Below are 20,450 nucleotides of genomic sequence, written 5' to 3' on the forward strand. Positions count from 1 at the left end.
TGCAAGGCGACTTTAATCAAAACCCCTCTACGTCACAAATCGTGGTAGGTACCTTGATTTCCATGATACCAATTATCGACCAAGTCATGGATTTACGAGATATCATTGCCAATGTCATGTTACTGACCGACGATGATGAAGCCAACGACACCGACGCTTGGCTTGCCTTTACCCTAACGGGTATTGGTTTAGTGCCAGTTGTGGGCTCAGCAGTCAAAGGCGTGGGTAAGGTTATCTTAAAAAATACCGGAGAATCCCTCTCTGCTGCGCTTGCCGTTTTACGCAAGCTCGGCAAAGGCGACCCTGTTAAATACCTAAGAAACATCAACTGGCAAGACCTAGGAAAACAATCCGCCACGGAAGTTAAAAACATCGTCAAAGGCCTGCGCGATTCACTTGATGACATGTCTACCAGTTGGCACTACGACCTACTACTTCCAGACGCCGCCATCGAAGGCATGCAAGCCACGGTAAAACGCCTAGACGACGTCACCCCCAAAATCGACCAGCATATGCAACAAGCCGCCCAAGAAATTGGGCAGCGAGTTAATAAAGCACTGGATGAGTATCAAGGCCAACCACCAATTCGAGGCGTTACCGATAAGCCCACCAAAGCCAAGGCCGATGAATTGGAGCCACCAAAAGGGAATGAGTTACCGGGGGCTAAACTCAGAGCTATAAAAATGAAGAAGTATAGACCTCCTTGCTTCATGCCTGGCGAAGACTTAGCGAAGAACTTTAAGGGTGGTAAGCAAGCTCTAGAAAAAGAGTTTTATAAACAACTAAAAGCTCAGCAGCACGGCATCAATAAAATGACGGTTGAACAATATTTAGAAAACCGTAAAACCTTGACTGACCTTGTTAAAGAGCATGGACATAAAAAAGCAAGAAAAATTCTAACGAATGGCGGAATGGCACAAGTATCAGCAAGAAAGAAGTTAGAGGACGAAATGTATGAATCAATATTAAAAAGTTTGAGAAAGCAGGGTATTAAAGGTCGAAATGCTGATAAAGTCGCAACAGAGAAGATAAAAGAACAAATGTCTCAGTTAGCTGCTTTACATGATCCTGACCTGATAGCGGGCGGTAGTGATAAGATCAACAAACTCGGAAATAAAAATGTAAACTCCTCTCTCGGTTCTCAGTGGTCTAAAGGGGGGAGAGTTTCCGGTATGGATGAGGCAGCAAGGGTTGCGTTGAGAACAATGGGCCCTACCACCCAAATGAATATAGAATTAGAACGGTGTAAGTAAGGAGGTTAGAATAATGACCAAACAATTTGAAATAGATGAAGATTTCGAGTGGTTTCTTGAAAAGTTTGAAGAGCCTAGTGAAAAAAATCAAGCCCCAGCAGAAATAATAAAAAAGTTTGAAGGTAAACTACCTACTAGATTATTAGAATATTGGAGTGAATACGGATTTTCTGGTTTCGGGGAAGGACTTTTTTGGTTAACTAATCCCGATGATTTTGAAGATACCTTAGATGCATGGCTTGGAGATATAGGTATCATCGAGCAAGACACATATTATGTAATTGCTCGCAGTGCTTTTGGAGAGCTATTCTTATGGGGAGAGAAATTTGGACATAAATATCTAATCGACCCATCTCACGGTTGGATTATAGAGAAAGAAGGTAATGCCGAAGACATAGCAGTTGGAGAAGAAAACGATGCCATACAGTTTTTCTTTAGTGCAAAAAGGCCAACATCGCTGGATATAGATGATACGAGTGGAGGCTTACTTTTTGAGAAATGTAAACTTCGATTATCTCAATTAAAATATAACGAAATGTATGCTTTTGAACCCGCTTTTTTTCTTGGTGGGCAGCCTACCATTGACAATGTCAGTAAAGTAAATGTTTTCGCCCATCTAAGTGTATTAGCATCATTTGGTCAGAAAGAAATACTAGACCAACAAGGGCTTATAGCTAAGGCTTATTCATAATAAATGCTCCTGTTATTAAAGTAGCAAATAAAAACCACTTAACTCCTTACCACTAAAAACACTTACTTATTAATTGAAAATGCGATGATGATTAACTTTGAACTCATCGCTAATCAAATTGACGTCAGCGCCGAACAAAATATCACCCTTAAGGCGGGTCGCAGTCATCGCAGTGTTATCCAAAGTGATATCAACCTCAAGGCAGACAACAATCTCACCATCACCGCCCCAGCGGGAAGTCAACTCATTCAAAGCCAAGGCAATATCACGATTAAAGGCAGTGGCTCTGGCAACCTCACCCTTGCCAATGGTGGCAGTGAAATCAGTATTGACTCAAGTGGTAACGTCAACATCTTTGCAGACAAGCTACTGACCTTAAAAGGCAAAGCCATGACCGTGTTTGACGGCAGCATGGAGCAAGATATTGGCAGCAAACAAAGCGCCACGATGCCGAGTGTACCGCAAATTCAAGCGCTTTCTGAGAATGCTCGACTCTCACTTGCCGCCGATGGCATTGCCACCATGATGAGCAGTACCATTGAGTTGTCTTATACTTATCAAGATGGCAGCCCAATTATGGGCGCACCTTATACCATTCGATTTGCAAACGGCACAGCGCTGACTGGTTACTTAGACGACAGCGGTAAAGCAAAAATTGAGAATGCACCACCCGGTCAATACACCGTGCAATATGGTGAGGACAAACGCGATTACCTACCAGAAGATAATCGCCCTAAAAATCCACTGTATGGACAAATCACCCCAGCGCGAGCCGCTGAAATGGTACGCAGCGGCAATACTGCACCACTGATAGAAGCCAACGGCATTGCAACCCAAGCAGGCGATTGGTTATGGGGCACACTACAAGGCGACTTTAATCAAAACCCTTCTACGTCACAAATCGTGGTAGGTACCTTGATTTCCATGATACCGATTATTGACCAAGTCATGGATTTACGAGATATCATTGCCAATGTCATGTTACTGACCGACGATGATGAAGCCAACGACACCGACGCTTGGCTTGCCTTTACCCTAACGGGTATTGGTTTAGTGCCAGTTGTGGGCTCAGCAGTCAAAGGCGTAGGCAAGGTTATCTTAAAAAATACCGGAGAGTCTCTCTCTGCTGCGCTTGCCGTTTTACGCAAGCTAGGTAAAGGCGACCCAGTTAAATACCTAAGAGACATCAACTGGCAAGACTTAGGAAAACAATCCGCTACGGAAGTTAAAAACATCGTCAAAGGCCTGCGCGATTCACTTGATGACATGTCTACCAGTTGGCACTACGACCTACTACTCCCAGACGCCGCCATCGAAGGCATGCAAGCCACGGTAAAGCGCCTAGACGACGTCACCCCCAAAATCGACCAGCATATGCAACAAGCTGCCCAAGAAATCGGACAGCGAGTTAATAAAGCACTGGATGAGTATCAAGGCCAACCACCAATTCGAGGCGTTACCGACAAGCCCACCAAAGCCAAAGCTGATGAATTGGAGCCGCCAAAAGGGAATGAGCTGCCCAGCGGTCAAAACAAGTTGTTAGCAGCTGAAAAACTAGAGATACAAGCTTCCGATTATGCGAGTTTAATTAATTCAAATAAACCTTGGTCTTGGAAAGATTTTCCAGAAGGCGATAAGCTTACTATTAAAGAAAAAAGAGCAATCAAGCAAAAGGCTATTGATAAAGGTTTGGTTCCTAATGTTTCGTTTAAATCTGGAACAAAATACCCTGACTTTGCGTCAGCTGGTTTAATTAAAGCAAAGTTAGAATTGCCAGAAGGACTATGGAAAAAATCAGATTACATTCAATTTAAGTGGCTCGATGAAAAGTTGCCTGTAGGTATGAGAGATGGTAACACTTGGCATCACTCAGAGATTCCTGGTGTTATGGAGTTGGTTCCTTTTGGTCCTCATAATATGATTAACCACCAAGGTGGAAGGTCGAAAGGCCATTGGGCATACAGCAAAAGATAGAGGTTATATATGATCACTAAACGTAATGACTCTTATGAGTTAAATAACTCAAGCATATTTGAATTGGAAAGCTTTTGCAGAGTGAAACTTCCACATTCATTTATCGAGTTTTTCCGCAACAACAATGGCGTTGCTTTTGAAGGGTTAACTTACGACATAGACAATGAGGAGCGGTTGATTGAGCGAACACTTCTTATTACAAACGATTCAAACTTGTCAGACGATATTATGCAATACGAAATAAAAGTAGTACTCGCTCAGATTGAAGAGCGCCTAACCGACAATGAAGATTTAGTGGGGGCTGAGTTACTTCCTTTTGCTCATGTTTTTGGTGGAGACTTTTTATGTTTAAACTTCAAAGATAGCGATATTGAGCCGTCAGTTGTACTCTGGGATCATAATGAATCAGATGAATTAAGTCCTGTTTTTGTACTAGTTTCGGATAGTTTTGAAGCTTTTGTTGAACGTCTCTGCTAGGCTGAATATAGCTAATATAAACGGTTAGTTTGCGTCCCGCTTATTAGCATTGGGTATTAGATGTCGTAATTAAGAAAGGTGCTTGTCAGAAAAGTGAACCAATTTCGGCGGAAAACTGCACTGTTCAGACCGGTTGTTTATAACTTTGTAAAACACACTGGTCGTGAAGATTCGATACGTCGCAAATATGTACGAACCTCAATTGACGGTGAACTTGAGGCAGAGCTGACCTTCAGTGTTAATGGTAGTTAACACTGTATGCTCTCACCCTGGGAGCGAGAGCTCCAAACTCGAAAAGATCTACAATCAATTGCAAAAAATAATAAAAAGATCTGAAAGTCTAGATCCTTAAAAACAATATCAGAAAGTGGGTTGAAGGTGGTTATATTTCATTGCCCAAGGGATTTCATAAATAAGGCGCATTAAAATGACCAAAGAGGAATGCCTAGAAGAAGACGACTATTATACTCAGGGGTTTGAAAAAGAAGGTGTTGTTTCTATATGGCTTGGAGTTGAAGCTGCGGATGAATCTATAGAAGTTGATGTTCTACAAGATCTGTGTGGCGTTGGTTATTATGACTTAGCAAATCAAGAATCTGAGTATATAGAATCAGGAATTGTCGATATTGCAGAACTTTTTACAGAAATATCTTATGCAAGTTCCTTTGAAAAAAGTGCCATAGACTCTGCTAAGTCAATCGGTATTACCAAAGCAAGGTGGCTTGTTTGTCAGTTTGATTTTGATTATGACCCTAAAAAAATAACACGCTCTGTTCAAAGTGACCCTGTTTTTATCGGTTCATTTGCTTATGAGGAAGATGATTAGAATCAGTTATAAGGCCTAGGTTACCTGCAAATCATCAAATATACCGTCATGCTTTTGAAAAGTTGGGCGGGCAAATCGATGCTGTCGGCTCCTCTAATATCAATCGTTATATCTACACTTTGTGGTGGCTGGCACTTTTACAAGCCTGTGATGTCGCTCCAGCCCATATTCAGGAAGTACTCGATGTTATTGACGAACGCGGCAAAGACACCTTACTTGATAATATAGCCATTGCACTTGGTGATAACGATAGACTTATTTCGCCCACACTCTACTCCCCTGAAATCTATCAAAACCTTTCACTCGCTTTTACAGTACCCAATGAACACCAGCCTGATTTACTCAAGCAATTTGCACAAAGTTGGTACAGCAAGTTAGAGGGCTTGGCGGACTGGCATGATAATCATAACTGTGAATGCGAATTCGAGTACACGGATTATTATATTGGTTATTGGTGCTTTGAATTAGCTTTAGTCGCTAATGTTCTAGAAATACCAAGAGAATCCTTAGAAGATAGTGTTTATGTTCCGGTTGATTTAATCAGATAAACTTCTGCGCATGATTTTTAAGAAAGGATAGGCTGAACCACTTGGGTGTTGCAGGGCTAAGCCGCTAACCTTCACCGACAGTAGTCAGTCCCTCGATTTCCATGATACCGATTATCGACCAAGTCATGGATTTACGAGATATCATTGCCAATGTCATGTTACTGACCGACGATGATGAAGCCAACGACACCGACGCTTGGCTTGCCTTTACCCTCACCGGCATTGGTTTAGTGCCAGTTGTGGGCTCAGCAGTCAAAGGCGTGGGTAAGGTTATCTTAAAAAATACCGGAGAATCCCTCTCTGCTGCGCTTGCCGTTTTACGCAAGCTCGGCAAAGGCGACCCAGTTAAATACCTAAGAGACATCAACTGGCAAGACCTAGGAAAACAATCCGCCACGGAAGTTAAAAACATCGTCAAAGGCCTGCGCGATTCACTCGATGAAATGTCTAGCAGTTGGCACTACGACCTACTACTTCCAGACGCCGCCATCGAAGGCATGCAAGCCACGGTTAAACGCCTAGACGAGGTCACCCCCAAAATCGACCAGCATATGCAACAAGCCGCCCAAGAAATCGGACAGCGAGTTAATAAAGCACTGGATGAATATCAAGGCCAATCACCAATTCGAGGCGTTACCGACAAGCCCACCAAAGCCAAAGCCGATGAATTGGAACCGCCAAAAGGGAATGAGCTGCCGGGGGCTAAAAACAATAGTTCAAATAATACAAAAACTAAGAAAGCTCGTAAGATATCGAACCGCTTGAAATACCTTGGAAAAACACCAAGTAAAACATCTCGCACTGGTAAAGAGGTCATTGCTAGGATGCGTAAAGAAGGTAAGATAAGAGATAAATTCGGTAAAACCCAGTTTAAAGACAGCAAAGGAAATTGGCACCCGCTGTCGCAAGCAGACATGGCACATGACCCGACAGATGCAGTAAGGTGGTGGAATACGAAAGGTAGGCAATATGGCGCAAAGTCGAAAGAAGTTAGGAAGTGGATGCTTGACCCAAATAACTATACATTGGACCATTACAGCCTAAACCGTTCAGCGGGAGCTAAGTTAAAAGAAACCTATTTATCCCCAATTAATAAGTTGAAAAAATGAAAGAATTAGATGAAAGATTAAGTGATGAGATTAATGAAAAATTTAATCGTTCTCTGGAGTTTAGAGACAGAGGAAAAATAGATGAGTCATTTGTTGCAATGCAAGAAGCTATCGAATTAATCCCCTCACCGAAGAGTCAGTGGTCAGAATCATTAATTATTATTACTTCTGCTTGTGAACACTTTATTACGATCGAGAAGCTTGCTGAGGCCGAAGCACTAATTGATGAGTACTTAAATTCAGACTTTTGCATTTCATATGATGATAGCCCAAGCTTCATAAAAGGAATTATATTATTTGAAATGGGTAACTTTAAACAAGCATATGAATGGTTTGCTAAAGCCAATTCTATTTCACGGGGTAGATGCTTTGTAGAACAACCTAAGAAATACAAAACCTTCTTTAATGAGTATAACCAATGAATGTACATGACGAGATAGAAGAGTATTGCGAGCAAGGCAATGACCTTTTTGATGAAGAAGATTTTCAAGGCGCAATGACACTCTGGAAAAAAGCCTTCGACTTACTCGCTGATCCAGATGAAGATTGGGAGCAAGCCGTTTGGCTTAAAGTATCTATTGGGGATAGTTATTATATGCTTGATGAATATCAACAATCCCTAGATTCAATGCTGGATGCATTAAACTACCCTGAAGCACTTGACAACCCATTTATTCACTTTAGAGCTGGCCAGTGTCATTATCAGTTAGGTGATAAAGAGCGCAGTAAAAATGCTTTACTTAAGGCCTATATGTTAGCCGGAAAAGAAATTTTTGAAGACCATGGAGAGGATGGGCTTTTTTATTACGACTTTTTAAAGTCCGAAATCAAGTTATAAACCATTTCTACGCAAAGGACAGCACATGACAGTTAGCATATACATCGTGCAATATTTTGTTCGATATATTTACCACAAAATTCAAGAGCCTTGGCTTAAGTGCCACACAAAATATCACCCTTAAGGCGGGTCGCAGCCATCGCAGTGTTATCCAAAGTGATATAAAGCTCAAGGCAGACAACAACTTTACCATCACCGCGCCGGCGGGAAGTCAACTCATTCAAAGCCAAGGTAATATCACAGTAAAAGGCAGTGGCTTTGGCAACCTCACCCTTACAAGACGGTTGCACTATATCGGCTTAGGATTTGAGGATTAAGTGTGATGCCGGGGCGACGTTTTCTTGGTTCGTTCTTTTTTGTCGTTTTAAAAAAATGAACGAGGAGCGCATGGATGCGCTTTGATATTAAACATGGAGGTTTATTTTGCTAACGGCTGATAGCTCGAAATTTATCGTAAAGTCAGCCCGTCCTCCTGACAGTTTTCGACGCCCATTCATGGGCTGCGACTACCCGAAAAGCATAACTTCTCGGCGGGTAAAGCGCCTCCCACAACGCTATTTACACTGTGAGGCTGGAGCCGCTTTTGAGCTTATAAACTACTCTATTGCTACTGAGAAAGTGGAAATTCCACAAGCAACGTATTCCCCCTCCATCACACCCGAAAAGCATAAGCCGATATGCAATGTGCCGACAGGATGTCGGCTAAGTCTTGTCTGGCATCATGTACGTGCCTTACAAGACGGTTGCACTATATCTGCTTAGGATTTGAGGATTGAGTGTGATGCCGGGGCGACGTTTTCTCGGTTCGCTCGATCGCGTCGTTTAAAAAAAATAAACGAGGAGCGCATGGATGCGTTTTGATATTAAACATGGAGGTTTATTTTGCTAACGGCTGATTTCTCGAAATTTATCGTGAATTCAGCCCGTCCTCCTGACAGGTTTCGACGCCCATCCATAGACTACGACTACCTTTTCTTTGATGCCGAAAGAAAAGGCACTCCCTCATCACCCGAAAAACATACTTCTCGGCGGGTGAACCGCCTCCCTACAAAACTATCTGCACTGCTAATTAGGAGGCTATGCTGATAGTTTGTGTCGTTGTTACAAACAGCGTAATTGCTAAAATAATCCGTGCTTACTCTCACAGGAAGAGTTATTGCCATGTACCGCTTTGAATTTGGCGAGGTGTGTTACGCCATCCCTCAAATTGTGATTCGACATTTTCATTAAAATTACGAAAGAGTAGCTCGATGTTTTGTGCAGGTACAATATTGCACGGATTGCTGCTTTCTTGTCGTAAATACTCGAAAAAAGCGTTGCTGTTGTGCTCGACCATAAATCCCGTAAACAGATAACTATTGGCATATAAGGTGGTACTTTGCATGGTTTGCCACTGATTTTCGCTATTGAATAGGGTGTTAATATCAAGCTTGGCAAAGCGCGATTTCAAAATCCCTTCTTTCGTTAACCAATCTTCGTCAGAGAGGTAAACTGAAAATTGACCTGTTTCGGTAATTCTTAGGTGCTCAAAATACTCGGCTAAGCCTTCCGTTACCCATCGAGGGGTTACGCCGAAATAGTAAAAAACGAGGGCGTGCACGGACTCATGAATGAGCGTTCTTAGCGTTTCTTCTTCAGTGCGACCGCCATTGATAAAGCCTTGGTTTTGAAACAAGAAGTACATGCCCAAGGTGCCAGCGGGCTCGGCATCGCGAGAGAGGATTAGCTCATTGTAGTCAGCGTCATTGGCGGCAATATGCATGTTCAACTGGATGGGAGATAAGGCTTTTTTATGCGCTAACTGGTTAAAAAAGTGCTTAAACATCATATACACCACGTTGAGGGCTTGCTGTGCCTGATATTCAACATAAGGGCTCATGGGTTCACCCGTTAGATTAAGTTTAAAATTTTCAATGTCGTTGAATTGCGTTTGCAAGGAAAATACTTCGCGCTTTAGTGCTCCGCAGGTAGGTGTTGAGATACCGCTGAACATATTAACAATATCACTGTGCCCGTTTAGGTTATAAAAGGTTTTTTCTGGTATTTCAGGTAGCTGCTGTCTTGTTACTTTTGGTGGTGCAACCGTTAGGTGAGGAGTGGTGTCTGGCTGACTTAAACGTTTTTCGGTATGGGTGTCTAGCTGTATGCCTAATTCAGTCAATAAAGGTTTGATAGACCGCATCGAGTTTGCTGCTGCACTTGGATAGATAAAATAAAGCGCAAACAATATCAGCGTGATGATAAGTAGTAGGACAAAGACCCGCCAAACCAAAGTGATATCCTTGTGTAATACATGCCCAGAGACTCTGGTTATACTCGATTATCGGTAAACTTGGCAATGGGTAATTTGATTATCGGCTTACTCCCATGGCATTAAATAACATCTACTTTAGTGTGTCATAGCGTATCGTTTGCATGATTTGCCATTCTTTTTTCTACAACAATGTACCCATAATCTAATTCGTTGCCTATACTTTTTGAAAAAATAACAGAGCATACAGATGAAAGTAGTTTGGCCGTTGATTTTACTGTGTTGTGTGAGCGGGAGTGCGAGCGCGCTTGATACTCAGGTGAATATTACGACGGGGCAATGGCCGCCGTACTTAGATCAAGCGAAACAAGATCAAGGCTGTGTGGCTGCTGTGATCCGAGATGTCTTTGCGCTCTCTGATATCAAAGTCCGATTTTTATTTATGCCTTGGGAACGCGCCTATCAAGAGGGAATGAAGGCGGCTTACATTGGTAGTGCTTATTGGTATTACAGTGAGCAAAGGAGCAAAGACTATATTTACACTCAATACCCACTCACTGAAGAAACAGCACGCTTTTATCATCATCGAGATTTAGCGTTTACCTATACGAGTTATGCAGATCTCAAGCCATTTAGATTGTTGCTCAATCAAGGGTTAACTTATCCGCCTTCTCTGCTAGAGGCGATAGAGACGCTTGAAATCAAAACTTCATATGCCACGTATACCAGTAAAAATGTGGCACTGATCCTACGAAACCGTGCGGATATTATGATTATGGACGAAAAATCGGCGAAGTCCTATCAGCAGGAACTGCCTGCGGAAGAAGCGGAGTTATTAGCTGCGCAAGCGATCCCCGCTTTTATCCAAAAAGGCTATTTGCTTATCAATAAGCATCATAGTGAATATGTCGAGTTGTATAACGAAGGGCTTAAAAAACTATGGGCGGATGAAGACTATGTTGCTCAGTATCGTGCTCGCTGCTCTCGTGTGTTTACTGATTGATTGCTTTTTGGTTTTGCTAAAACCAAATAATGTCCTGATCCGTTGCGAAATCATTCATAAGTTAGAATCTAAATTTGTTTTTAATGTTTTTAATGTTTTTAATGTTTTTCATAGCCTGTTGGCTATTTTGACGGTATATAAAGCATAAAGAATGTTATTACACATAAAGCCTAATAGTGTATTCAGTGGGATTTTAGAGCATGCTTTGCAGCCAACAATCGTAAAGACTATCTTGAATCGTCATTGGCTGCTTTAGATTTAGACTTGCCTTATCCAAACCACCTTTCCGGCAGCTTGATTTTACGTTAAATGGTACATATTCATCTGGTCTGACCATTTAAATCGTCTTTTAAATTTCCCCGATTCTTGGTTAAAGTTTATGCACGCCAACTGTTGTTTTTACACTCAGCTAATTATTGAATTGGGCTGAATTTTGACAGTTGTCATGGATTTTGATAACGTATTGTGCAAATTTGGTATGACCAATTTACCTATGAAGTTAATTCTTACCAAATTGATTAAAATAAGTCAGCGGTCTGGCTAGGTCACATCATAAAAAATTGGCGTTATTTCAATGTCTTTAAAGATTAAAGCAGCAAAATTATCCGACGTAATACTAGAACAGCTTGAGAATATGATCCTCGAGGGCTCGTTATTACCCGGTGCAAAGTTGCCGCCTGAGCGTGAACTAGCTAAGCAGTTTGAAGTGTCGCGTCCATCACTTCGTGAGGCTATCCAGAAATTGGAAGCTAAGGGGCTTGTTACCCGTCGTCAAGGTGGTGGCACGTATGTTAAAAATCAGCTGGAAGAAGGGCTGACTGATCCGTTATTTGACTTGATCAGTAAGCATCCAGAATCTCAGTTTGATTTACTTGAGTTTCGTCATGCATTAGAAGGCATCGCCGCCTACTACGCGGCACTCAGGGGCACAGAGAATGACTTTGCAAAGGTACAACAAAGCTTTGACAATATTGCAGAGATAGGTGATGACTTGATGCAAAAGGCAAGGGCAATTAATGCTTTTCACTTTGCCGTTGCAGAAGCGTCACATAACGTCGTCCTGCTTCATCTTGTAAAAGGGATGCAGTCATTGCTTGAGCAAAACGTGTTGCAAAACTTAACGGTCTTGGTGCAAAAATCAGACGTGAGTGAGCAGCTCGGTGAGCACAGAAAGTTGTTATTAGATGCGGTGATCAATGGTAACCCTGAACAAGCAAGACTTGCTAGTAACGCCCACTTAGCCTTTATCGAAGAAGCGTTATTAGAAGCCGGTAAAGAGCGTTCGCGAATAGAACGTTCACTGCGTAGAACAAAACAGCAGTAATCGGACTTGATTCAGTAAGAATTGGCACAAATAGAATAAATTCGTATTTTAAACATAAGGAACACTCCATATGTCTGAAGTCAATAAAATTGACGTAGACGCGCTAGAAACCCAAGAATGGTTACAGGCGCTTGAGTCGGTCGTAAAAGAAGAAGGCGTAGAGCGCGCTCAGTTCTTGTTAGAGCAAGTATTAGAGCAAGCGCGTCTTGATGGCGTAGATATGCCAACAGGCACTACGACTAACTATGTCAACACTATCCCAGCAGATCAAGAGCCTGCGTATCCAGGGGATGTGAACCTTGAGCGTCGTATTCGCTCTATCATCCGTTGGAATGCTATTATGATCGTACTTCGTGCTTCGAAGAAAGATCTTGAGCTGGGCGGGCATATGGCCTCTTACCAGTCGTCAGCTGCATTCTATGAAATGTGTTTCAACCACTTCTTCCGTGCACCAAACGAGAAAGACGGTGGTGACTTAGTGTATTACCAAGGTCACATCTCTCCGGGCATTTATGCTCGTGCATTTGTTGAAGGCCGCCTAAGCGCTGAGCAGCTAGATAACTTCCGTCAGGAAGTAGATGGTAACGGTATTTCTTCATACCCACACCCTAAGTTAATGCCTGAATTCTGGCAGTTCCCAACGGTTTCTATGGGTCTAGGTCCAATCGCGTCTATCTACCAAGCGCGTTTTCTTAAATACCTAGATGGCCGTGGTCTAAAAGATACGTCTGAGCAACGCGTTTACGCCTTCCTTGGTGATGGTGAAATGGACGAGCCAGAATCACGTGGTGCGATTTCTTTCGCTGCCCGTGAAAAACTAGACAACCTATGCTACCTAATCAACTGTAACCTACAGCGTCTTGACGGCCCAGTAATGGGTAACGGTAAGATCATCCAAGAACTAGAAGGCCTATTTAAAGGTGCTGGTTGGAACGTGATCAAAGTCGTTTGGGGTTCTGGTTGGGATAAGCTACTTGCCAAAGATACTACGGGTAAATTGCTGCAACTGATGAATGAAACAGTTGACGGTGATTACCAAACTTACAAAGCAAAAGATGGTGCCTTCGTACGTGAACACTTCTTCGGTCGTTACCCAGAAACAGCAGCGCTTGTTGCTGATATGACTGACGATGAAATCTTCGCGTTAAAGCGCGGTGGTCATGAGCCATCTAAACTATTCGCTGCATTTAAAGCGGCACAAGAAACCAAAGGTCGTCCAACTGTGATCTTAGCTAAAACTGTAAAAGGTTACGGCATGGGCGCTGCGGCTGAAGGCAAAAACATTGCTCACCAAGTTAAGAAAATGGACATGACACACGTAGCACACCTACGTTCACGTCTAGGCCTAGATGACTTGGTATCTGATGAGCAATTACAAGAGCTACCTTACTTGACGCTAGAAGAAGGGTCAAAAGAGCACGAATATCTACATGCTCGCCGTAACGCGCTTCACGGTTATACACCTAAGCGTTTACCTAACTTCACAGAAACGCTTACGCTACCTGAACTAGATGCATTTAAACCGCTTCTAGAAGAACAAAAGCGTGATATCTCAACCACAATGGCATACGTTCGTGCGCTTAATATCTTGTTAAAAGACAAGAATATCGGCAAGAGCATTGTTCCAATTATTGCTGATGAAGCACGTACCTTTGGTATGGAAGGTTTATTCCGTCAAATCGGTATTTACAACCCGCACGGCCAAAACTACAGCCCAGAAGACCGTGATATCGTTTCTTACTACAAAGAAGCAACGTCAGGTCAGGTACTACAAGAAGGTATCAATGAGCTAGGCGCGATGTCGTCATGGGTTGCAGCGGCAACGTCATACAGCACGAACGACCTACCAATGATCCCGTTCTATATCTACTACTCAATGTTTGGTTTCCAACGTGTAGGTGATATGGCGTGGATGGCGGGCGACCAACAAGCGCGTGGCTTCCTATTAGGGGCAACTGCCGGCCGTACAACGCTAAATGGTGAAGGTCTACAGCACGAAGATGGTCACTCACACATTCAAGCAGGTACAGTGCCTAACTGTATTTCTTACGACCCAACGTTTGCATTTGAAGTAGCGGTTATTCTACAAGATGGTATCCGTCGTATGTACGGTCCAGAGCAAGAGAACGTGTTCTACTACCTAACGCTCATGAACGAAAACTACCATATGCCAGCAATGCCTGAAGGCGCTGAAGAAGGTATTCGTAAGGGTATTTACAAGCTTGAAAGCTACACAGGCGACAAAGCACAGGTTCAGCTAATGGGCTCGGGTACTATCTTGAACGAAGTACGTAAAGCGGCGCAGATCCTAAGCGACGATTACGGTATCGGTTCAGACGTATTCTCTGTAACGTCATTTAACGAGCTTGCTCGTGACGGTCAAGATGCAGAGCGTTTCAACATGCTTAACCCAGAAGCAGAGCAAAAAGTGGCTTACATCACCAGCGTACTTGGTGACGCGCCAGCAATTGCTGCTACGGATTACATGAAAAACTACGCTGATCAAGTACGTGCATTTATGCCGAGCGCATCATACAAAGTACTTGGCACAGACGGTTACGGTCGTTCAGACAGCCGTGAAAACCTACGTCGTCACTTTGAAGTGAATGCCGGTTACGTGGTAGTTGCTGCACTTGGCGAGCTAGTTAAGCAAGGCAAAGTTGAAAAATCAGTAGTGACTGACGCTATCAAGAAATTTGATATCGACACCACCAAAACTAACCCACTTTACGCATAAGAGGACGAGTGATGGCAATCGAAATTCATGTTCCAGATATTGGTGCCGATGAGGTTGAAGTAACCGAGATCCTAGTAAGCGTAGGTGACACGGTTGCAGAAGAGCAATCGCTTATCACTGTTGAAGGCGACAAAGCATCAATGGAAGTACCTGCCTCTGTGGCGGGAACAGTTAAAGAAATCAAAATAGCGGAAGGCGATAAAGTATCGACTGGCTCTTTGATCATGGTTTTTGAAGCGGCAGGTGAAGAAGCACCGGCAGAGCAACCAGCAGAAGAAGCTAAGCCAGAAGCAAACGCCTCTGGCAAGACAGAAGTGAAAGAAGTTCACGTACCAGATATTGGTGGCGATGAAGTTGAAGTAACTGAAATCTTAGTAGCTGCGGGCGATGTTGTTGAAGAAGAGCAATCGCTTATCACGGTTGAAGGCGACAAGGCTTCAATGGAAGTACCAGCACCATTTGCAGGTACTATCAAAGAAGTGAAAATCAACGCGGGTGACAAAGTGTCAACCGGTTCATTGATCTTCATCTTCGAAGTGGCAGGTAGCGGTGATGCACCTGCGACTAACGAAGCTGCAGAAGCGCCTGCTCAAGAGCAAGCACCTGCTGCATCAGCTGAAAAAGAAGTGCATGTACCAGATATCGGTGGCGACGAAGTTGAAGTTACTGAAATCATGGTTGCTGTTGGTGACAGCGTTGAAGAAGAGCAATCTCTTATCACGGTTGAAGGCGACAAAGCCTCAATGGAAGTACCAGCTCCGTTTGCAGGTACGATTAAAGAGATCAAAGTCAATGCCGGCGACAAAGTATCAACGGGTTCTTTAATCTTCGTATTCGAAGTGAAAGGCGCGGCACCTGCACCTCAGGCAGCTGCTAAAACTGAAGAAAAACCAGCTCAGCCTGCGGCTTCAGCGGCAAAATCTGAAGCACCAAAAGCCTCTGCACAAAAAGATGATTTTGTGGCGAATGATCAGTATGCCCACGCATCACCTGTGGTACGTCGTTTAGCGCGTGAGTTTGGCGTTAACCTAGCTCGCGTTAAAGGTACAGGTCGTAAGAACCGTGTACTAAAAGAAGACGTACAAAACTACGTGAAAGAGCTGGTTAAGCAAGTTGAATCTGGTCAAATCGCAAAAGGTGGCAACACTGGCGGCGGTGAGCTTGGTCTTATTCCTTGGCCAAAAGTAGATTTCAGCAAGTTTGGTGAAATAGAAGAGAAGAAACTTTCTCGCATCAATAAGCTATCGGGTGCAAACCTTCATCGTAACTGGGTACAAATCCCACATGTTACGCAGTTTGACGAAGCAGATATCACTGAGCTTGAAGCGTTCCGTAAAGAACAGAATGTGCTAGCTGAGAAGAAGAAAATGGGTGTGAAGATCACGCCATTAGTATTCGTGATGAAAGCGGCTGCAAAAGCACTTGAAGAGTTCCCAACGTTTAACTCTTCACTATCTGAAGATGGTGAGAGCTTAATCTTGAAGAAATATGTTCACATCGGTATCGCGGTTGATACACCAAATGGTCTAGTGGTTCCTGTTGTTCGCGACGTGAACAAGAAAGGCATCATTGAGATATCACGCGAGTTGATGGAAATTTCTAAGAAAGCACGTGACGGTAAACTGACGTCTGCTGATATGCAGGGCGGCTGTTTCACTATCTCAAGCCTAGGCGGTATCGGCGGTACGGCGTTTACGCCAATCGTTAATGCTCCTGAAGTTGCGATTCTTGGTGTTTCTAAGTCAGACTTCAAACCGAAATGGAATGGTAAAGAGTTTGAGCCGCGCCTAATGGTGCCGCTAAGCTGTTCATACGACCATCGTGTCATTGACGGCGCACTAGCAGCTCGCTTTACTGTGACACTTGCAAACTACTTAAGCGATATTCGCCAGCTAGTAATGTAAGAATAGAAACCGCATGACTTAGGTGATGCGGTTTTCTTGTATTTTATTGTTCCGCTTGATAATTAGGCGGGACAATAGAGAGTGTGAATGATACACTTTCGAGCAATAATAACTCTCTCTGCCCTGTGCCCCGAATCGGGTGTTTGGCAGGCACTTTGGGTCGGCTACTCTCGACGAGTAAACCCGTTCAAATAACAGTTAAGGTAATAACATGAGCAACGAAATCAAAACTCAAGTTGTTGTACTAGGCGGTGGTCCTGGTGGTTACTCTGCAGCATTCCGTGCAGCAGACTTAGGTTTAGACGTTACACTAATCGAATCTCGCGACACGCTAGGTGGTGTGTGCTTGAACGTTGGTTGTATCCCTTCAAAAGCCCTTCTTCACGTTGCAAAGGTAATTGACGATGCAGCAGAAATGGCTTCTCACGGTGTTTCTTTCGGTGCTCCACAAATTGATCTAGACAAAATCCGTTCATGGAAAGAGTCTGTGATCGGTCAACTTACAGGTGGTCTTGGCGGAATGGCTAAGATGCGTAAAGTAACTGTAGTTAACGGCTACGGTAAGTTCACAGGTTCTAACACTATCGCTGTTGAAGGTGCTGACGGTGCAAAAACAGTGACCTTTGATAACGCAATCATTGCAGCGGGTTCTCAGCCTGTAAGCCTACCTTTCATTCCTGAAGACGAGCGTATCATCGACTCTACAGGTGCACTTGAGCTTAAAGACGTGCCTGAAAAGCTACTTGTACTAGGTGGTGGTATCATTGGTCTTGAGATGGGGACTGTTTACCGTTCACTAGGTTCAGCGATTGACGTAGTTGAGTTTGCTGATCAACTAGTACCAGCGGCTGACAAAGACGTTATCAAGATTTACCAAAAGTACGTTAAAGACAAGTTTAACGTGATGCTTTCTACTAAAGTTGTTGCTGTTGAAGCGAAAGAAGACGGTATCTACGTATCTTTCGAAGGCAAGCAAGCACCTGAAGGCCAAGTTCGTTATGACAAAGTACTAGTTGCTGTTGGTCGTACACCAAATGGTAAGCTAATTGACGCTGACAAAGCGGGCGTAAATGTTGATGAGCGTGGCTTTATCAGCACTGACAAGCAAATGAAGACTAACGTTGATCACATCTTCGCTATCGGTGACATCGTAGGTCAACCTATGCTTGCGCACAAAGCGGTTCATGAAGGTCACGTTGCTGCTGAAGTTATCTCTGGTAAGAAGCATTACTTCGATCCTAAGTGTATTCCTTCAATTGCATACACAGATCCAGAAATCGCTTGGGTTGGTGTGACTGAGAAAGAAGCAAAAGAGCAAGGTCTAAGCATTGAAACTGCGGTATTCCCGTGGGCAGCTTCTGGTCGTGCAATCGCTTCTGCACGTACTGAAGGTTCTACTAAGCTTATCTTTGATAAAGAGTCAGGCCGTGTGATCGGTGGTGCTATGGTTGGTATCAATGCAGGTGAAATGCTTGGTGAAATCGGCCTAGCAGTAGAGATGGGTGCTGACGGTGAAGACCTAGCGCTTACTATCCACGCTCACCCAACGCTGAATGAGTCAATCGGTCTAGCTGCTGAAATCTTCGAAGGTTCAATCACTGACCTTCCAAACAAAAAAGCAGTGAAGAAAAAGTAAGTTTTTCTGAGCTTTCAAAAACCCAGCCTTGTGCTGGGTTTTTTTGTTTTTGGGACCCTAGGTTGTAACTCGCTCTTTATAACCTTGGCAGACTAGTTACTAAACAGTATGCTTAGAAAAGGGGCAAAAGTGTTGAGTGTACATGGAACAAATTGAGATATTTGAGATCCCAAGTCCGTGTAAGGGGATCTGTCAGGTAAATAATCGCGGTTATTGTAAAGGTTGCTATCGCAGTCGCGAAGAGCGCTTTGAGTGGAATAATCTTAATAACGAGCAAAAACGTAAAGTTATTGCGCTGTGTCAGCAACGATATAAAAGGTACTTGCAACGTAAATCAAAAACGGAGCAAACAGATGAGCAAACAGGAGAAAACTTTAAATTTGATATTTAGCTTTGAGCATTTTTATTACCCCCTTTCGTTCGAATTCCTCTAGTTTTGCCTTGATTAGTGGAATTAATTGTTCATTGCGCTTATGCACGAAGTGAAAGCTCTCAACGACGGCTAAATTTTTTATTTGTAGGGTTTCTTCATTGATATTTTTTAAATGTGGCTTCAAGTGAAAGTCGAGAATAAGTGCTCCTTCAACTTGCTTCTGCATGACTAAATTGAGTTGTGCTACCGCGCTTTTCACCCCGATAACATAAGCTTGGATTTGGTGCTCAGCCAAATATGTGGTCGCTACAGGATAGCCGCTGCGAACCGTTAAGGATTGAAGCTCCCTAAGTTTACAATCGCCACAAAGGGTGAATAGCTGCAAGTTAAACTGAAACAACGGGTAATCAACACGACGCAAGTTTGGATACTCCTTTTCCACGCTCGCAACTCGAGCTAACTGTCCATCTAGGTTTCCTGCATTAGCTGCAATTAGAGAGCCTTTGTGATTAAATTCTTCAAGGCGTAGCTCTATGTCGAGAGATTGATAAACCATTCCCATAAGTTCAATTACATAGAGTGCTTGCGGGGTCTTTGGCGGTTGATTGAAATGCATAACTTTTGGCGTATCTGTGGCTGCTTGAGTCGCCGTTGAAATCATCATAATTAAACATAGTAATGCGGTTTTCAATCCAACTCCGTCAACTGATTACTTAGAAGTAGAGGCTATTAGTATACATAATTTTTACAAAAAAGTGCACAGCATCTCGGTTTAATCAAAACTAGATTTTGCTGCAATAGGTGTGTTGGCTTGTGATACACTTGTGGTTCCCTTCACTTAAAATTGAATGATGTGTAATGAGCCACAACCTATGTTTGCTACCTAGACAAGAAAAATACCAAATTCAACTTGAGTATGAAGCATCGTTTTGGGCGTACCAAATAAAACGAGGCAAAAAAAGTAGAGAAGCAATCTATGACGCGATCAATCAAAGGCCACTCTCTGAACAGGATACGTTGAAGCAAAAGTTTGAATTTTACTTGAGCCTGATGCTTGCTTGATGTATTCGGTTGAACTACTCCCAGCGATAATGACACCGCTCGTTAATAAGTTTTATGATGCTCAAAAAGCACGAGGACGAGCTGCAAAACACGACAACGTTTGGGTAGTTAAAGATAATAGTAAAATTATAGCGGCTTGTCGTTTACAGCCTGTAGATGGCTATTGGTTACTTGTAGGCGTTTATGTTGCACCGCAGTTTAGACGCAAAGGTGTTGCAAAAAAATTAATTGAATCAGCTGTTTATCATTTTCGCAGTGTAAACCCTGGGCAAACAGTTTATACCTTTGCATATCGCCACCTCTGTCATTTTTATACCGCACTTGGGTTTCAAAATAACTCATGCCAATTACCGTCTGAACTCGCTTCTCGCTTATCTAGTTATCTTGGACAAAACCGTCAACTCGTGGCAATGTATTACGTCTAATTAACAATCTCGGCCTTTT

The 20,450-nt window shown here is 43.1% G+C and carries 20 protein-coding genes; 18 read left to right on the forward strand and 2 right to left on the reverse strand.

All coding sequences use genetic code 11. The annotated features are described in order from the left end of the window. The 10 genes from L1271_RS23005 to L1271_RS23050 form a co-directional block, all read left to right on the forward strand. Nucleotides 1–1,253, forward strand: a 1,253-nt coding sequence (locus L1271_RS23005; protein ID WP_235368879.1) for a polymorphic toxin type 15 domain-containing protein, incomplete at its 5' end; no start/stop codon positions are given. Nucleotides 1,254–1,266: 13 nt separating this feature from the next. Next, nucleotides 1,267–1,944: a GAD-like domain-containing protein gene (locus L1271_RS23010; protein ID WP_235368880.1), complete on the forward strand. Its 678-nt coding sequence runs from the start codon at nt 1,267–1,269 to the stop codon at nt 1,942–1,944. A 1,266-nt stretch (nt 1,945–3,210) separates the two neighbouring features. Continuing rightward, nucleotides 3,211–3,918 carry an HNH endonuclease signature motif containing protein gene (locus tag L1271_RS24895; RefSeq protein WP_328266233.1) on the forward strand — a complete coding sequence of 236 codons (708 nt, stop codon included), beginning with the start codon at nt 3,211–3,213 and terminating at the stop codon, nt 3,916–3,918. 9 nt (nt 3,919–3,927) lie between these two features. Further along, a complete protein-coding gene (locus L1271_RS23020; protein ID WP_235368882.1) occupies nt 3,928–4,395 on the forward strand; it encodes an SMI1/KNR4 family protein in 468 nt (155 codons plus the stop codon). Nucleotides 4,396–4,822: 427 nt separating this feature from the next. Further along, entirely contained in the window at nt 4,823–5,221 is a 399-nt protein-coding gene (locus L1271_RS23025) for an immunity 22 family protein (RefSeq protein WP_235368883.1), read from the forward strand. 62 nt (nt 5,222–5,283) lie between these two features. Then, nucleotides 5,284–5,769, forward strand: coding sequence for a PoNe immunity protein domain-containing protein (locus tag L1271_RS23030; protein WP_235368884.1), 486 nt, complete (start codon nt 5,284–5,286; stop codon nt 5,767–5,769). Between the two features lie 443 nt (nt 5,770–6,212). After that, nucleotides 6,213–6,878 (forward strand): GH-E family nuclease, encoded by a 666-nt coding sequence (locus L1271_RS23035; protein ID WP_328266236.1) that lies wholly within the window; start codon nt 6,213–6,215, stop codon nt 6,876–6,878. Next, on the forward strand, nt 6,875–7,300 hold the full coding sequence (locus tag L1271_RS23040; RefSeq protein ID WP_039491885.1) for a hypothetical protein: 426 nt from the start codon (nt 6,875–6,877) through the stop codon (nt 7,298–7,300). Before L1271_RS23035 ends, L1271_RS23040 begins: the two co-directional genes overlap by 4 nt. Then, nucleotides 7,297–7,716: a tetratricopeptide repeat protein gene (locus tag L1271_RS23045; protein ID WP_211859304.1), complete on the forward strand. Its 420-nt coding sequence runs from the start codon at nt 7,297–7,299 to the stop codon at nt 7,714–7,716. The genes L1271_RS23040 and L1271_RS23045 overlap by 4 nt, the downstream gene beginning before the upstream one ends. Before the next feature lie 56 nt (nt 7,717–7,772). After that, nucleotides 7,773–8,033 (forward strand): hypothetical protein, encoded by a 261-nt coding sequence (locus tag L1271_RS23050; protein ID WP_235368886.1) that lies wholly within the window; start codon nt 7,773–7,775, stop codon nt 8,031–8,033. An 836-nt stretch (nt 8,034–8,869) separates the two neighbouring features. On the opposite strand, the gene L1271_RS23055 is transcribed toward L1271_RS23050, so the two are convergent. Next, nucleotides 8,870–9,898, reverse strand: a complete 1,029-nt coding sequence (locus L1271_RS23055) for a DUF1570 domain-containing protein (protein WP_235368887.1) — start codon at nt 9,896–9,898, stop codon at nt 8,870–8,872. A 319-nt stretch (nt 9,899–10,217) separates the two neighbouring features. Here L1271_RS23055 and L1271_RS23060 point away from each other — a divergent pair, with 319 nt between their 5' ends. From L1271_RS23060 to L1271_RS23085, 6 genes are all read left to right on the forward strand, one after another. Continuing rightward, nucleotides 10,218–10,970 (forward strand): substrate-binding periplasmic protein, encoded by a 753-nt coding sequence (locus L1271_RS23060; protein ID WP_206471283.1) that lies wholly within the window; start codon nt 10,218–10,220, stop codon nt 10,968–10,970. 574 nt (nt 10,971–11,544) lie between these two features. Continuing rightward, nucleotides 11,545–12,294: a pyruvate dehydrogenase complex transcriptional repressor PdhR gene (gene pdhR / locus L1271_RS23065; protein WP_010370324.1), complete on the forward strand. Its 750-nt coding sequence runs from the start codon at nt 11,545–11,547 to the stop codon at nt 12,292–12,294. Nucleotides 12,295–12,364: 70 nt separating this feature from the next. Next, nucleotides 12,365–15,031 carry a pyruvate dehydrogenase (acetyl-transferring), homodimeric type gene (gene aceE, locus L1271_RS23070; RefSeq protein WP_206471282.1) on the forward strand — a complete coding sequence of 889 codons (2,667 nt, stop codon included), beginning with the start codon at nt 12,365–12,367 and terminating at the stop codon, nt 15,029–15,031. Between the two features lie 11 nt (nt 15,032–15,042). Then, nucleotides 15,043–16,935 carry a pyruvate dehydrogenase complex dihydrolipoyllysine-residue acetyltransferase gene (aceF, locus tag L1271_RS23075; protein ID WP_010607390.1) on the forward strand — a complete coding sequence of 631 codons (1,893 nt, stop codon included), beginning with the start codon at nt 15,043–15,045 and terminating at the stop codon, nt 16,933–16,935. Between the two features lie 211 nt (nt 16,936–17,146). Continuing rightward, nucleotides 17,147–18,571 carry a dihydrolipoyl dehydrogenase gene (gene lpdA / locus L1271_RS23080; RefSeq protein WP_010607389.1) on the forward strand — a complete coding sequence of 475 codons (1,425 nt, stop codon included), beginning with the start codon at nt 17,147–17,149 and terminating at the stop codon, nt 18,569–18,571. A gap of 142 nt (nt 18,572–18,713) precedes the next feature. Next, nucleotides 18,714–18,962, forward strand: a complete 249-nt coding sequence (locus L1271_RS23085; protein ID WP_102056233.1) for a DUF1289 domain-containing protein — start codon at nt 18,714–18,716, stop codon at nt 18,960–18,962. Here L1271_RS23085 and L1271_RS23090 read toward each other — a convergent pair. Continuing rightward, nucleotides 18,946–19,635, reverse strand: coding sequence for a hypothetical protein (locus L1271_RS23090; RefSeq protein WP_010607387.1), 690 nt, complete (start codon nt 19,633–19,635; stop codon nt 18,946–18,948). The genes L1271_RS23085 and L1271_RS23090 overlap by 17 nt on opposite strands. 167 nt (nt 19,636–19,802) lie before the next feature. Between L1271_RS23090 and L1271_RS23095 the strand changes: the two genes are divergently transcribed. Beyond that, a complete protein-coding gene (locus tag L1271_RS23095; RefSeq protein WP_010607386.1) occupies nt 19,803–20,006 on the forward strand; it encodes a DUF3283 family protein in 204 nt (67 codons plus the stop codon). Further along, nucleotides 20,006–20,431: a GNAT family N-acetyltransferase gene (locus tag L1271_RS23100; RefSeq protein WP_102056234.1), complete on the forward strand. Its 426-nt coding sequence runs from the start codon at nt 20,006–20,008 to the stop codon at nt 20,429–20,431. The genes L1271_RS23095 and L1271_RS23100 overlap by 1 nt, the downstream gene beginning before the upstream one ends. Nucleotides 20,432–20,450 lie beyond the last annotated feature (19 nt).

The organism is Pseudoalteromonas sp. OF5H-5 (assembly GCF_021530695.1).
Lineage (GTDB): Bacteria > Pseudomonadota > Gammaproteobacteria > Enterobacterales > Alteromonadaceae > Pseudoalteromonas.

Coding starts and splice junctions, on each gene's coding strand:
- L1271_RS23010 (WP_235368880.1), top strand. CDS start 1,267: ATGACCAAACAATTTGAAATAGATGAAGATTTCGAGTGGTTTCTTGAA.
- L1271_RS24895 (WP_328266233.1), top strand. CDS start 3,211: ATGTCTACCAGTTGGCACTACGACCTACTACTCCCAGACGCCGCCATC.
- L1271_RS23020 (WP_235368882.1), top strand. CDS start 3,928: ATGATCACTAAACGTAATGACTCTTATGAGTTAAATAACTCAAGCATA.
- L1271_RS23025 (WP_235368883.1), top strand. CDS start 4,823: ATGACCAAAGAGGAATGCCTAGAAGAAGACGACTATTATACTCAGGGG.
- L1271_RS23035 (WP_328266236.1), top strand. CDS start 6,213: ATGTCTAGCAGTTGGCACTACGACCTACTACTTCCAGACGCCGCCATC.
- L1271_RS23040 (WP_039491885.1), top strand. CDS start 6,875: ATGAAAGAATTAGATGAAAGATTAAGTGATGAGATTAATGAAAAATTT.
- L1271_RS23045 (WP_211859304.1), top strand. CDS start 7,297: ATGAATGTACATGACGAGATAGAAGAGTATTGCGAGCAAGGCAATGAC.
- L1271_RS23055 (WP_235368887.1), bottom strand. CDS start 9,898: ATGCGGTCTATCAAACCTTTATTGACTGAATTAGGCATACAGCTAGAC.
- L1271_RS23060 (WP_206471283.1), top strand. CDS start 10,218: ATGAAAGTAGTTTGGCCGTTGATTTTACTGTGTTGTGTGAGCGGGAGT.
- pdhR (WP_010370324.1), top strand. CDS start 11,545: ATGTCTTTAAAGATTAAAGCAGCAAAATTATCCGACGTAATACTAGAA.
- aceE (WP_206471282.1), top strand. CDS start 12,365: ATGTCTGAAGTCAATAAAATTGACGTAGACGCGCTAGAAACCCAAGAA.
- aceF (WP_010607390.1), top strand. CDS start 15,043: ATGGCAATCGAAATTCATGTTCCAGATATTGGTGCCGATGAGGTTGAA.
- lpdA (WP_010607389.1), top strand. CDS start 17,147: ATGAGCAACGAAATCAAAACTCAAGTTGTTGTACTAGGCGGTGGTCCT.
- L1271_RS23085 (WP_102056233.1), top strand. CDS start 18,714: ATGGAACAAATTGAGATATTTGAGATCCCAAGTCCGTGTAAGGGGATC.
- L1271_RS23095 (WP_010607386.1), top strand. CDS start 19,803: ATGAGCCACAACCTATGTTTGCTACCTAGACAAGAAAAATACCAAATT.
- L1271_RS23100 (WP_102056234.1), top strand. CDS start 20,006: ATGTATTCGGTTGAACTACTCCCAGCGATAATGACACCGCTCGTTAAT.